General features: G+C 69.9%; 12 protein-coding genes. All 12 read left to right on the top strand.

Annotated elements, in window-relative coordinates; genetic code table 11:
- The first annotated feature begins 54 nt into the window (after positions 1-54).
- The 12 genes from R2E43_RS27920 (at position 55) to divIVA (ending at position 12,681) form a co-directional block, all read left to right on the top strand.
- On the top strand, positions 55-1,470 hold the full coding sequence (locus R2E43_RS27920) for a UDP-N-acetylmuramoyl-tripeptide--D-alanyl-D-alanine ligase (RefSeq protein ID WP_003976727.1): 1,416 nt from the start codon (positions 55-57) through the stop codon (positions 1,468-1,470).
- Positions 1,470-2,561 (top strand): phospho-N-acetylmuramoyl-pentapeptide-transferase, encoded by a 1,092-nt coding sequence (gene mraY, locus R2E43_RS27925; protein ID WP_003976728.1) that lies wholly within the window; start codon positions 1,470-1,472, stop codon positions 2,559-2,561. The genes R2E43_RS27920 and mraY overlap by 1 nt, the downstream gene beginning before the upstream one ends.
- Positions 2,562-2,569: 8 nt before the next feature.
- Complete coding sequence (gene murD / locus R2E43_RS27930) at positions 2,570-3,985, top strand: UDP-N-acetylmuramoyl-L-alanine--D-glutamate ligase (protein ID WP_093457867.1); 1,416 nt, start codon at positions 2,570-2,572, stop codon at positions 3,983-3,985.
- A gap of 77 nt (positions 3,986-4,062) precedes the next feature.
- On the top strand, positions 4,063-5,433 hold the full coding sequence (ftsW, locus tag R2E43_RS27935) for a putative lipid II flippase FtsW (protein ID WP_003976730.1): 1,371 nt from the start codon (positions 4,063-4,065) through the stop codon (positions 5,431-5,433).
- Between the two features lie 6 nt (positions 5,434-5,439).
- Positions 5,440-6,534: an undecaprenyldiphospho-muramoylpentapeptide beta-N-acetylglucosaminyltransferase gene (murG, locus tag R2E43_RS27940; protein ID WP_003976731.1), complete on the top strand. Its 1,095-nt coding sequence runs from the start codon at positions 5,440-5,442 to the stop codon at positions 6,532-6,534.
- Positions 6,535-6,559: 25 nt separating this feature from the next.
- Positions 6,560-7,354, top strand: a complete 795-nt coding sequence (gene ftsQ, locus R2E43_RS27945) for a cell division protein FtsQ (RefSeq protein ID WP_093455914.1) — start codon at positions 6,560-6,562, stop codon at positions 7,352-7,354.
- 288 nt (positions 7,355-7,642) lie between these two features.
- Positions 7,643-8,842, top strand: a complete 1,200-nt coding sequence (gene ftsZ / locus R2E43_RS27950; RefSeq protein WP_003976733.1) for a cell division protein FtsZ — start codon at positions 7,643-7,645, stop codon at positions 8,840-8,842.
- Complete coding sequence (gene pgeF, locus R2E43_RS27955) at positions 8,839-9,567, top strand: peptidoglycan editing factor PgeF (protein WP_011028130.1); 729 nt, start codon at positions 8,839-8,841, stop codon at positions 9,565-9,567. Before ftsZ ends, pgeF begins: the two co-directional genes overlap by 4 nt.
- Before the next feature lie 6 nt (positions 9,568-9,573).
- On the top strand, positions 9,574-10,293 hold the full coding sequence (locus R2E43_RS27960; protein WP_011028129.1) for a YggS family pyridoxal phosphate-dependent enzyme: 720 nt from the start codon (positions 9,574-9,576) through the stop codon (positions 10,291-10,293).
- 128 nt (positions 10,294-10,421) lie between these two features.
- Positions 10,422-11,063: a cell division protein SepF gene (locus R2E43_RS27965; RefSeq protein ID WP_003976736.1), complete on the top strand. Its 642-nt coding sequence runs from the start codon at positions 10,422-10,424 to the stop codon at positions 11,061-11,063.
- A gap of 81 nt (positions 11,064-11,144) precedes the next feature.
- Positions 11,145-11,429 carry a YggT family protein gene (locus tag R2E43_RS27970; protein ID WP_003976737.1) on the top strand — a complete coding sequence of 95 codons (285 nt, stop codon included), beginning with the start codon at positions 11,145-11,147 and terminating at the stop codon, positions 11,427-11,429.
- Positions 11,430-11,484: 55 nt separating this feature from the next.
- Positions 11,485-12,681, top strand: coding sequence for an apical growth/hyphal branching protein DivIVA (gene divIVA, locus R2E43_RS27975; RefSeq protein WP_003976738.1), 1,197 nt, complete (start codon positions 11,485-11,487; stop codon positions 12,679-12,681).
- The last annotated feature ends 200 nt before the right edge of the window (positions 12,682-12,881 follow it).

The raw sequence follows: 12,881 nt of genomic DNA on the forward strand, positions 1-12,881 counted from the left end.
GATGAGATCCCGAACGATCCAGCCGATCCTGATCCTGATCCAGGGGACGAACTTGTGATCACCCTCTCACTCGCCGAGATCGCAGAAGTCGTCGGCGGGCGGATGCACGACATACCGGACGCGTCCGCCGAGGTCACCGGGCCGGTCGTCCGGGACTCCCGGGAAGCCGGGCCCGGCAGCCTCTTCGTCGCCTTCGTGGGCGAACGGGCCGACGGCCACGACTTCGCCGCGCGGGTCGTCGAAGCGGGTGCGGTGGCCGTCCTCGGCTCCCGTCCCGTCGGCGTGCCGGCGATCGTCGTGGACGACGTCCAGGCCGCCCTGGGCGCCCTCGCCCGGCACGTCGTGCGACGCCTCGGCACCACCCTCGTGGCCCTCACCGGGTCGGCCGGCAAGACCAGCACCAAGGACCTGATCGCCCAGGTACTGCGCCGCAAGGCGCCCACGGTCTTCACGCCCGGTTCCATGAACAACGAGGTGGGGCTGCCGCTCACCGCGCTCACCGCCACCGACGAGACGAAGTTCCTCGTCCTGGAGATGGGCGCCCGCGGCATCGGCCACATCCGGTACCTCACCGAACTCACCCCGCCGAAGATCGGCGCGGTCCTCAACGTCGGCTCCGCGCACATCGGCGAGTTCGGCGGCCGGGAGCAGATCGCCCAGGCCAAGGGCGAACTCGTCGAGGCCCTGCCGCCGGCCGAGGAGGGCGGCGCCGCGATCCTCAACGCGGACGACCCGCTCGTACGGGCCATGGCCTCCCGAACGAAGGCGAAGGTGATCCTTTTCGGAGAGTCCGGCGAAGCGGACGTTCGCGCCGAGAACGTGCGACTCACGGACACCGGACAGCCTTCCTTCAGCCTTCACACACCCTCCGGTGCAAGCGATGTGACCATGCGCCTGTACGGTGAGCACCACGTGTCGAACGCGCTCGCCGCGGCCGCCGTCGCCCACGAGTTGGGCATGTCCGCAGACGAGATCGCCACCGCGCTCTCCGAGGCGGGCTCCCTCTCCCGCTGGCGGATGGAGGTCACCGAGCGCCCGGACGGCGTGACGGTCGTCAACGACGCCTACAACGCGAACCCCGAGTCCACCAAGGCCGCGCTGCGTGCGCTGGTCGCCATGGGCAAGGGGCGTCGTACGTGGGCGGTGCTCGGCAAGATGGCCGAGCTCGGGGACGAGGCGCTCGCCGAGCACGACGCGGTCGGACGGCTCGCCGTCCGGCTCAACGTCAGCAAGCTCGTCGCGGTCGGGGGCAGGGAAGCCCGATGGCTGCAACTGGGCGCATATAACGAGGGTTCGTGGGGTGAGGAGTCGGTGCACGTGTCCGACGCACAGGCGGCGGTCGACCTGTTGCGCAGCGAGTTGCGCCCAGGAGACGTCGTGCTCGTGAAGGCGTCCCGTTCGGTGGGTCTGGAGAGCGTCGCCACGGCGCTCCTCGAGACCGGCGCCGAGGGTGAGGTTGCCGCCCGATGATGAAGCAGATCCTGTTCGCAGGAGTCATTGGCCTCTTCCTCACGCTGGTCGGCACCCCGCTGCTGATCAAGCTCCTGGCCCGCAAGGGCTACGGCCAGTACATCCGCGACGACGGACCGCGCGAGCACGCCAGCAAGCGCGGTACGCCGACCATGGGTGGTATCGCCTTCATCCTGGCGACGGTCGCCGCGTACTTCCTCGCCAAGGGCATCACCAGCTACCTGGACCCCGACATCGACGCGGGGCCGACCTTCTCCGGCCTGCTGGTGCTCGGCCTGATGGTGGGCATGGGCCTGGTCGGCTTCCTCGACGACTACATCAAGATCGTCAAACGGCGTTCGCTGGGCCTGCGGGCCAGGGCGAAGATGATCGGCCAGCTCACCGTCGGCATCGCCTTCGCCGTGCTCTCGCTTCAGTTCGCGGACAACCGGGGCAACACCCCGGCGTCCACGAAGCTGTCGTTCATCACCGACTTCGGCTGGACCATCGGCCCGGTGCTGTTCGTCGTCTGGGCGCTGTTCATGATCCTCGCGATGTCGAACGGCGTGAACCTGACCGACGGCCTGGACGGACTGGCCACCGGCGCCTCCGTCCTGGTCTTCGGCGCCTACACCTTCATCGGCGTCTGGCAGTTCCAGGAGTCCTGCGCCAACGCGCTGACCCTGACCAACCCGGGTGCCTGCTACGAGGTGAGAGACCCGCTCGACCTCGCGGTGGTCGCCTCCGCGCTGATGGGTTCCTGCCTCGGCTTCCTGTGGTGGAACACCTCGCCGGCCAAGATCTTCATGGGCGACACCGGTTCGCTCGCGCTCGGCGGTGTGCTCGCGGGTCTGGCGATCTGCTCGCGCACCGAACTGCTGATGGCCATCCTCGGCGGCCTGTTCGTGCTGATCACCATGTCGGTGGTCATCCAGGTCGGCTCCTTCCGCCTCACCGGCAAGCGGGTCTTCCGGATGGCGCCACTCCAGCACCACTTCGAACTCAAAGGCTGGTCCGAAGTCCTTGTCGTGGTCCGCTTCTGGATCATCCAGGGCATCTGTGTGATCGTCGGACTCGGCCTCTTCTACGCGGGATGGGCAACGGACAAGTGACCTCCTCGGTGCCTTCGGAATTCAGCGGCAAGCACGTCACCGTCGCCGGACTCGGCGTCTCCGGCGTCCCGGCGGCCAAGGTGCTGCACGGGCTCGGCGCGCAGGTCACCGTCGTCAACGACGGCGACGACGAGCGGGCCCGGACGCAGGCGGCGGAGCTGGAGCCGCTCGGCGTCACCGTGCGCCTGGGGGACGGGGACACGCTTCCCGAGGGCACCGAGCTGATCGTCACCGCACCGGGCTGGAAGCCCACCAAGCCGCTGTTCGCGGCGGCCGGACAGGCCGGCGTCCCGGTCTGGGGCGACGTGGAACTGGCCTGGCGGCTGCGCGGCCTGAACGGCCGGAAGCCCGCGCCCTGGCTCGCCGTCACCGGCACCAACGGCAAGACCACCACCGTCCAGATGCTCGCGTCGATCCTGAAGGCGGCCGGTCTGCGCACCGCCGCCGTCGGCAACATCGGCGTCTCGCTCCTGGACGCGGTCACCGGCGAGCAGGAGTACGACGTCCTCGCCGTGGAGCTGTCCAGCTACCAGCTCCACTGGGCGCCCTCGCTGCGCGCCCACTCCGCCGCCGTGCTCAACCTCGCCCCGGACCACCTCGACTGGCACGGCTCCATGGAGGCCTACGCCGCCGACAAGGGCCGCATCTACGAGGGCAATCACGTCGCCTGCGTCTACAACGTCGCCGACAAGGCCACCGAGGACCTGGTCCGCGCCGCCGACGTGGAGGAGGGCTGCCGGGCGATCGGCTTCACCCTCGGTACCCCCGGCCCCTCGCAACTCGGCGTCGTGGAGGGCCTGCTGGTCGACCGCGCCTTCGTCGAGGACCGGCAGAAGAACGCCCAGGAACTGGCCGAGGTCTCCGACGTCAATCCGCCCGCCCCGCACAACATCGCCAACGCCCTTGCCGCCGCGGGTCTCGCCCGCGCCTTCGGCGTCTCCGCGGCCGCCGTGAGGGACGGGCTGCGCGCCTTCACACCGGACGCCCACCGCATCGCGCACGTCGCCGACGTGGACGGCGTGGCCTACGTGGACGACTCCAAGGCCACCAACACCCACGCCACCGAAGCCTCCTTGGCGGCCTACGAGTCGATCGTGTGGATCGCCGGCGGGCTGGCCAAGGGCGCGACCTTCGACGAGCTGGTCGCGGGCGCGGCGAAGCGGCTGCGCGGCGCCGTCCTCATCGGCGCCGACCGCGCCCTGATCCGCGAAGCCCTGGCGCGACACGCGCCCGAAGTACCCGTGGTCGACCTCGACCGGACCGACACTGGTGCGATGCTCCAGGCCGTCCAGGAGGCGCGGCGGCTCGCCCGGCCCGGTGACACGGTGCTGCTGGCCCCGGCCTGTGCCTCCATGGACATGTTCACCAACTACAACCAGCGCGGTGACGCGTTCGCGCAGGCCGTTCGCGAACTCGGCGCCTGACCCGGCCGCCTCCTGCCGCCGGGTGAACTCGGGAGGACGCGTGGGACGGTCCATGCCGACGTACAGCGGAGGCCGCGATGCCCGGTAGTCCCCAGAGCCGTACCGGACGTCCGCCCGTGCAGCGGACCGTCAAGCGGCCCGCCGCACCCGGGCCGCCGCACGACAACGGCGTGCTCCGCCTCTACCACCGGCTGCGCCGCGCCTGGGACCGGCCGCTGACCGCCTACTACCTGATCTTCGGCGGCAGTGCGCTGATCACCGTGCTCGGCCTGGTGATGGTCTACTCGGCGTCCCAGATCACCGCGCTCCAGCTGTCGCTGCCCGGCTCGTACTTCTTCCGCAAGCAGGCCCTCGCCGCGCTCATCGGCGCCGGTCTCCTGGTCGCCGCGATGAAGATGCCGGTCAAGCTGCACCGGGCGCTCGCCTACCCGATCCTCGCCGGTGCCGTCTTCCTGATGATCCTGGTCCAGGTGCCCGGGATAGGAGTCGCGGTCAACGGCAACCAGAACTGGATCTCGCTGGGCGGCTCCTTCCAGATCCAGCCCAGCGAGTTCGGCAAGCTGGCCCTGGTGCTGTGGGGTGCGGACCTGCTCGCCCGCAAGCACGACAAGAAGCTGCTGACCCAGTGGAAGCACATGCTGGTACCGCTGGTGCCCGCCGCGTTCATGCTGCTCGGGCTGATCATGATCGGCGGTGACATGGGCACCGCGATCATCCTCACGGCGATCCTGTTCGGCCTGCTCTGGCTGGCCGGCGCGCCCACCCGGCTGTTCGCGGGCGTGCTCTCGATCGCCCTGCTGCTCGGCTTCATCCTCATCAAGACCAGCGCGAACCGGATGGCCCGGCTCAACTGCCTCGGCGCCACCGACCCGGGTCCCGGCGACTCCTGCTGGCAGGCCGTGCACGGCATCTACGCCCTGGCCTCCGGCGGACTGTTCGGTTCCGGGCTCGGTGCCAGTGTGGAGAAATGGGGCCAACTCCCCGAAGCACACACCGACTTCATCTTCGCCGTCACCGGTGAGGAACTGGGCCTGGCGGGGACGCTGTCGGTGCTCGCCCTGTTCGCGGCTCTAGGCTATGCGGGTATCCGCGTGGCCGGACGCACGGAGGACCCCTTCGTGAGGTATGCCGCGGGAGGCGTGACCACCTGGATCACGGCCCAGGCCGTGATCAACATCGGTGCGGTCCTCGGGCTGCTGCCGATCGCCGGTGTCCCGCTCCCGCTGTTCTCCTACGGGGGTTCCGCCCTGCTGCCGACCATGTTCGCCATCGGTCTGCTGATCGCCTTCGCGCGTGACGAACCCGGTGCGCGGGCGGCGCTTGCGCTGCGGCAACCTCGCTTTGGTAGAAAGCGGGGAGCCGGGGGACCCGCGGCCAAGCGGAGCCCTGGGAGTTGGAACACGATGCGACGGCGCGCCTCGGCGGCGCGTTCGTCCGGAGAGCGGTGAATTTCGGTGCATGTCGTACTCGCCGGCGGAGGAACCGCGGGCCACATCGAGCCCGCGCTCGCCCTCGCGGACGCCCTGCGCAGGCAGGATCCGACCGTGGGGATCACGGCCCTGGGCACGGAACGCGGCCTGGAGACCCGCCTGGTGCCCGAGCGGGGTTACGAGCTGGCGCTGATCCCGGCCGTACCGCTGCCGCGCAAGCCCACCCCCGAGCTGATCACCGTCCCGGGCCGGCTGCGCGGGACGATCAAGGCGACCGAGCAGATCCTGGAGCGCACCAAGGCGGACGCGGTAGCAGGCTTCGGCGGCTACGTGGCGCTGCCCGCCTACCTCGCCGCCAAGCGGCTCGGCGTGCCGATCGTCGTGCACGAGGCCAACGCCCGCCCCGGCCTGGCCAACAAGATCGGCTCGCGGTACGCCGCACAGGTCGCCGTCTCCACTCCCGACAGCAAGCTGCGCAACTCCCGTTACATCGGCATCCCGCTGCGCCGCTCCATCGCCACCCTCGACCGGGCCGCCGCCCGTCCCGAGGCCCGCGCGATGTTCGGTCTCGACCCCAACCTGCCGACGCTGCTGGTCACCGGCGGCTCGCAGGGCGCCCGCCGTCTCAACGAGGTCATCCAGCAGGTCGCGCCCTGGCTTCAGCAGGCCGGTATCCAGATCCTGCACGCGGTCGGACCCAAGAACGAACTGCCGCAGGTCCACCAGATGCCGGGAATGCCCCCGTACATCCCGGTAAGTTATCTGGACCGGATGGACCTCGCGTACGCCGCCGCCGACATGATGCTCTGCCGCGCGGGCGCGATGACCGTCGCCGAGCTCTCCGCCGTCGGGCTTCCCGCCGCCTACGTCCCGCTGCCCATCGGCAACGGCGAACAGCGGCTCAACGCCCAGCCGGTGGTCAAGGCCGGCGGCGGACTGCTGGTCGACGACGCGGAACTCACGCCGGAGTGGCTCCAGCAGAACGTCCTGCCCGTGCTCGCCGACCCGCACCGGCTGTACGAGATGTCCCGCGCCGCCGCCGAGTTCGGCCGCCGGGACGCCGACGACCTCCTCGTCGGCATGGTGTACGAGGCGATCGCCGCCCGTGCGCGCCGCTAGACACGTCTGACGGAAGGCAGGGAGCGTGGCCGGACCGACCACCGCCGAGCGCGGTGCACGCCAGCAGGAGTCGTCCGGCCCGCCCCGGGTACGCCGGTTCCGCCGGCCCCGCCTTCGTACGATCATCATCCTCGCCGTCGCCCTCGTGCTCGTCGCGGGCGGAACCGTCTGGGTGCTCTACGGCTCGAACTGGACACGTCTGGAACGGGTGTCGGTCTCGGGAACGGATGTCCTGACGCCCGCACAGGTGCGCGAGGCCGCCGACGTGCCGGTCGGGGACCCGCTGGTCTCGGTCGACACGGAGGCGGTCGAGGCCCGGCTGCGCCGGAAATTGCCCCGCATTGACGAGGTCGACGTGGAGCGTTCCTGGCCGCACGGAATCGGACTGAAAGTGACGGAGCGTACTCCGGTCCTGATTGTGCAAAAGGGCCGAAACTTCGTGGAAGTGGACGATGAAGGCGTCCGTTTCGCCACGGTTTCCAAGGCCCCGAAAGACGTACCCACGCTGGAATTGGAACCGGCCCGTTCCGGCTCAGCCGCGGCGAGCCTGCGCCGCTTCGACGACGACCGCCTGGTGCGCGAGGCGGTGCGGGTGGCCGGCCGGCTCCCGGGCAAGGTCGCCCGGGACACACGGGTCGTCAAGGTCCGTTCCTACGACGACATCTCGCTGGAGTTGAGCGGCGGTCGGACCGTGTCGTGGGGGAGTGGTGAGCAGGGTGTGCGGAAGGCCCGGGCACTCACCGCCCTCATGAAAGCGACGCCCGACGCGCGGCACTTCGACGTGAGTGTTGCCACCGCCCCGGCGTCATCCGGGAGTTGACGGGTATACGTGCAGGCCAGCACCCTGGTTGGGCAGCGCTACGGCTGATCACATAGGGTGAAAAGAAAAACGGGAGGTTCGGCGTGTTCGTTGAACGTGCGCCACTTGTCGACTTAGTGTCCTGTTCGGAAGAGTCCAAGGAACAGACACACTGGTAACCCTAAACTTCAGCGTTAGGGTTCGGGTCGGCGCTACGGACCGTCCCAATCGGCATCAGTCGTCGGGTCGCGGGGGCATCAGTGCTTCGGCGGCCGGGCGACACGTAACTCGAGGCGAGAGGCCTTCGACGTGGCAGCACCGCAGAACTACCTCGCAGTCATCAAAGTCATCGGTGTCGGCGGCGGTGGTGTCAATGCCATCAACCGGATGATCGAGGTCGGTCTCAAGGGCGTCGAGTTCATCGCCATCAACACCGACGCGCAGGCGCTGTTGATGAGCGACGCCGACGTCAAGCTCGACGTCGGCCGCGAACTCACCCGCGGACTCGGCGCCGGAGCCAACCCGGCCGTCGGCCGCAAGGCCGCCGAGGACCACCGCGAGGAGATCGAGGAGGTCCTCAAGGGGGCCGACATGGTCTTCGTGACAGCCGGTGAAGGCGGCGGCACCGGCACCGGCGGCGCGCCCGTCGTGGCCAACATCGCCCGCTCGCTGGGCGCCCTCACCATCGGCGTGGTCACCCGCCCGTTCACCTTCGAGGGACGGCGCCGGGCCAACCAGGCCGAGGACGGCATCGCGGAACTCCGCGAAGAGGTCGACACCCTCATCGTCATCCCCAACGACCGGCTGCTGTCCATCTCGGACCGCCAGGTCAGCGTGCTCGACGCGTTCAAGTCCGCCGACCAGGTGCTGCTCTCCGGTGTGCAGGGCATCACCGACCTCATCACCACCCCCGGCCTGATCAACCTGGACTTCGCCGACGTGAAGTCGGTCATGTCCGAGGCGGGTTCGGCCCTCATGGGCATCGGCTCCGCCCGCGGCGACGACCGCGCGGTGGCCGCCGCCGAGATGGCGATCTCCTCGCCGCTGCTCGAGGCGTCCATCGACGGCGCCCGCGGCGTGCTGCTCTCCATCTCCGGCGGCTCCGACCTCGGCCTGTTCGAGATCAACGAGGCCGCCCAGCTGGTCAGCGAGGCCGCGCACCCCGAGGCCAACATCATCTTCGGCGCGGTCATCGACGACGCCCTCGGCGACGAGGTGCGGGTCACCGTGATCGCGGCCGGCTTCGACGGGGGCCAGCCGCCGTCCAAGCGGGACAACGTCCTCGGGTCCTCCTCGGCCAAGCGCGAGGAGCCCACCCCGGCCCGGCCGTCCGAGAGCCGTCCGTCCTTCGGCTCGCTCGGCAGCGTCAAGCCGAAGGAGGAGCCGGAGCCGGCCCCCGTGCCGGAGCCGGTCGCCGACCTGCCGGTCTCCCCGCCGCCGGTCCCGCCGTCGCGCACCTACTCGGACAGCGCGGCCGAGGAACTGGACGTGCCGGACTTCCTGAAGTGATAGGACAGCGCGACACCGTGAACGGCGCGCACTTCGGCTTCACCGACAGGTGGGGCGGAGTGAGCGCCGTTCCGTACGAGGAGCTCAACCTCGGCGGCGCGGTCGGTGACGACCCCGGCGCCGTCACCGCCAACCGGGAGCTGGCGGCCAAGTCGCTGGGCGTCGACCCGGCCCGGGTGGTCTGGATGAACCAGGTGCACGGGGCCGACGTCGCCGTGGTCGACGCGCCCTGGGGGGACCGCCCGGTCCCGCGGGTCGACGCCGTCGTCACCGCCGAGCGCGGTCTCGCCCTCGCCGTCCTCACCGCCGACTGCGTGCCGGTCCTGCTCGCCGACCCGGTCTCCGGTGTCGCCGCCGCGGCGCACGCGGGCCGGCCGGGCCTGGTCGCCGGGGTCGTCCCCGCCGCCGTACGGGCCATGGCCGAACTCGGCGCGGACCCCGCCAGGATCGTCGCCCGCACCGGGCCCGCCGTGTGCGGCCGGTGCTACGAGGTGCCCGAGGAGATGCGCGCCGAGGTGGCCGCCGTCGAGCCGGCGGCGTACGCCGAGACCGGTTGGGGCACTCCGGCCCTCGACGTGAGCGCCGGAGTGCACGCGCAGCTCGAGCGCCTCGGGGTGCACGACCGGGCGCAGTCGCCGGTGTGCACCCGGGAGTCGGCGGACCACTTCTCGTACCGACGCGACCGCACCACCGGGCGGCTCGCGGGCTATGTGTGGCTGGACTGATGGGGCATGACGGACCGTAAGCACGAACTCGCCGCGAACCTGGCGAAAGTGGAACAGCGCATCACCGACGCGTGCGCGGCCGCGGGCCGCCCGCGCCAGGACGTGACCCTCATCGTGGTCACCAAGACCTACCCGGCGGACGATGTGCGCATTCTCTCGGAACTCGGGGTGCGCCACGTCGCGGAGAACCGCGACCAGGACGCGGCGCCCAAGGCCGCCGCCTGCTCGGATCTGCCGCTTTCCTGGCATTTCGTCGGACAGTTGCAGACGAACAAGGTGCGTTCCGTGGTCGGTTACGCGGATGTCGTGCAGTCCGTCGACCGGGCCCGGCTGGTCACGGCGCTGTCGAAGGAGGCCGTACGGGCCGGACGTGAGGTGGGCTGTCTCCTCCAGGTGGCCCTCGACGCGGAGGAGGGCGGGCGCGGGGAGCGCGGCGGTGTCCCGCCCGCCGGAATCGAAGAGTTGGCCGACCTGGTCGCCGGATCGGAGGGGCTGCGCCTCGACGGACTGATGACCGTGGCCCCGCTCAGCGGCGAGTACGCCGGACGCCAACAGGCGGCGTTCGAGCACCTCATGGATTTGTCGACCCGCGTGCGCCGGACCCATCCGGCTGCGAACATGGTCTCCGCGGGGATGAGTGCGGACCTCGAACAGGCCGTGGCCGCCGGAGCGACACATGTACGCGTCGGCACTGCGGTACTCGGAGTCCGACCCAGGCTCGGGTAACGTCGCCAAGAAGTCGGACCACAGCAGAAAATATGGTCATTACCGCCGAAAGGCGGACGCAACGACCTCGTGGATCGCAGGCACTTGGAGTCGTCAGCAGATCCACCACAGAGCGGAGGACTCAGAGCATGGCCGGCGCGATGCGCAAGATGGCGGTCTACCTCGGCCTCGTGGAGGACGATGGGTACGACGGCCGGGGGTTCGACCCCGACGACGACTTCGAACCCGAACTGGACCCGGAACCCGAGCGGGATCACCGGCGCCACGAACCGGCGCACCAGTCGCATGGTGCGCATCAGTCCCAAAGGGACGAAGAGGTACGAGTCGTACAACCGCCCGCGCAGCGCGAGCCGATGCCCCGTGCCGCTTCGCTCGCGGCGGAATCGAGCCGTCCGGCGCGCATCGCGCCCGTGGCGTCCATCACACAAGAACGCGCAAGCCTGGAAAAGAGCGCACCGGTCATCATGCCCAAGGTCGTGTCCGAACGAGAGCCCTACCGGATCACCACGCTTCACCCCCGGACCTACAACGAGGCCCGTACCATCGGGGAACACTTCCGTGAGGGCACTCCGGTGATCATGAATCTCACTGAGATGGATGACACAGATGCGAAGCGACTTGTCGACTTTGCGGCCGGTTTGGTGTTTGGTCTTCACGGCAGTATCGAGCGGGTGACGCAGAAGGTGTTCCTGCTGTCTCCTGCTAACGTCGATGTCACGGCGGAGGACAAGGCCCGTATCGCAGAGGGCGGGTTCTTCAACCAGAGCTGAGACGCACTACCGGTACAGAGCAAGAACACGGGCCCGGGACAGGGCCCGAGAGATGGTTCAGGGGAGAGGGAAGCACAGGTCATGAGCGTGGTCCTGGATGTCGTCTACATCGCGCTGATGTGCTTCCTCATCGTGCTCATCTTCCGGTTGGTCATGGACTACGTGTTCCAGTTCGCCCGCTCGTGGCAACCCGGCAAGGCGATGGTGGTCGTTCTGGAGGCCACCTACACTGTCACCGATCCACCGTTGAAGCTTCTGCGGCGGTTCATCCCGCCGCTGCGTCTCGGGGGCGTGGCGCTCGACCTGTCCTTCTTCGTACTGATGATCATCGTCTACATCCTGATCTCGATCGTGAGCCAGCTGTGAGCGATGAGAGAGATACGGGCTTGCCGAATGCCGACGACAACGTTGAGGTGAAGAGATGCCGTTGACCCCCGAGGACGTGCGGAACAAGCAGTTCACGACCGTCCGCCTCCGAGAAGGCTATGACGAGGACGAGGTCGATGCCTTCCTCGATGAGGTCGAAGCCGAACTGACCCGACTGCTCCGCGAGAACGAGGACCTGCGCGCCAAGCTGGCCGCGGCCACGCGTGCGGCCGCGCAGAACCAGCAGAACATGCGCAAGCCTCCGGAACCTCCGCAGGATCAGCAGCACCAGCAGGGTCCGCCGCAGCACCAGCAGGGCCCGCCGCAGCAGGGCGGTATGCCGCAGCAGGGCATGCGAGGTCCCGGCGCTCCGGTGCCCGCCGGCATATCGGGCCCGCCGCAGCAGCAGATGGGTGGCCCCATGGGTGGTCCGCCCCAGCTGCCGAGCGGTGCCCCGCAGCTGCCCGCCGGCCCCGGCGGACAGGGTGGCCCGCAGGGTCCCGGCCCGATGGGCCAGGGTCCCGGGCCGATGGGTCAGGGTCCGGGTCCGATGCAGGGCCAGATGGGTCCCGGCCCGATGGGTGGCCCCATGGGCGGCCCGCAGGGCCCCGGTGGCCCCGGTGGTCCCGGCATGCCCGGTCAGGGCGGCCCCGGCGGCGACAGTGCCGCCCGCGTGCTCTCGCTGGCTCAGCAGACCGCCGACCAGGCGATCGCCGAGGCCCGTTCCGAGGCCAACAAGATCGTCGGCGAGGCTCGTTCGCGTGCCGAGGGTCTGGAGCGGGACGCCCGTGCCAAGGCGGACGCCCTGGAGCGGGACGCGCAGGAGAAGCACCGTGTCGCGATGGGCTCCCTGGAGTCCGCCCGCGCCACGCTGGAGCGCAAGGTCGAGGACCTGCGCGGCTTCGAGCGCGAGTACCGGACGCGACTGAAGTCGTACCTGGAGTCGCAGCTGCGCCAGTTGGAGACCCAGGCCGACGACTCGCTCGCCCCGCCGCGCACGCCCGCGACCGCCTCTCTGCCGCCGTCCCCGGCGCCCTCGATGGCACCGGCCGGCGCTAGCGCTCCGTCCTACGGCGGCAACCAGTCGATGGGTGGCGGCCCGGGCCAGTCCGGTCCGTCCTACGGCGGCCAGCAGCAGATGTCGCCCGCGATGACCCAGCCGATGGCACCGGTGCGGCCGCAGGGCCCGTCGCCGATGGGGCAGGCGCCTTCGCCGATGCGCGGGTTCCTGATCGACGAGGACGACAACTGATCTGTAGTACGGCGTAGCCTTCGGCAACGTTCAGGGCGGGCCCCGGGTTTCTGAACCCGGGGCCCGCCCTTGTGTCCATGCAGCTGCGGGCAGTCGTGCCTCCCCCAGTGCCTGAACGGCCTGGGAGGTGCCCCGCGACGGAAAGCACGGGGCCCGGCGCCCCTCAGGCGAGGGAGGCCGGGCCCAGATGCTGCCAGGTG

Source organism: Streptomyces violaceoruber (assembly GCF_033406955.1).
Taxonomy (GTDB): domain Bacteria; phylum Actinomycetota; class Actinomycetes; order Streptomycetales; family Streptomycetaceae; genus Streptomyces; species Streptomyces violaceoruber.

Coding starts and splice junctions, on each gene's coding strand:
- mraY (WP_003976728.1), top strand. CDS start 1,470: ATGAAGCAGATCCTGTTCGCAGGAGTCATTGGCCTCTTCCTCACGCTG.
- divIVA (WP_003976738.1), top strand. CDS start 11,485: ATGCCGTTGACCCCCGAGGACGTGCGGAACAAGCAGTTCACGACCGTC.
- R2E43_RS27970 (WP_003976737.1), top strand. CDS start 11,145: ATGAGCGTGGTCCTGGATGTCGTCTACATCGCGCTGATGTGCTTCCTC.
- R2E43_RS27965 (WP_003976736.1), top strand. CDS start 10,422: ATGGCCGGCGCGATGCGCAAGATGGCGGTCTACCTCGGCCTCGTGGAG.
- R2E43_RS27960 (WP_011028129.1), top strand. CDS start 9,574: ATGACGGACCGTAAGCACGAACTCGCCGCGAACCTGGCGAAAGTGGAA.
- ftsW (WP_003976730.1), top strand. CDS start 4,063: ATGCCCGGTAGTCCCCAGAGCCGTACCGGACGTCCGCCCGTGCAGCGG.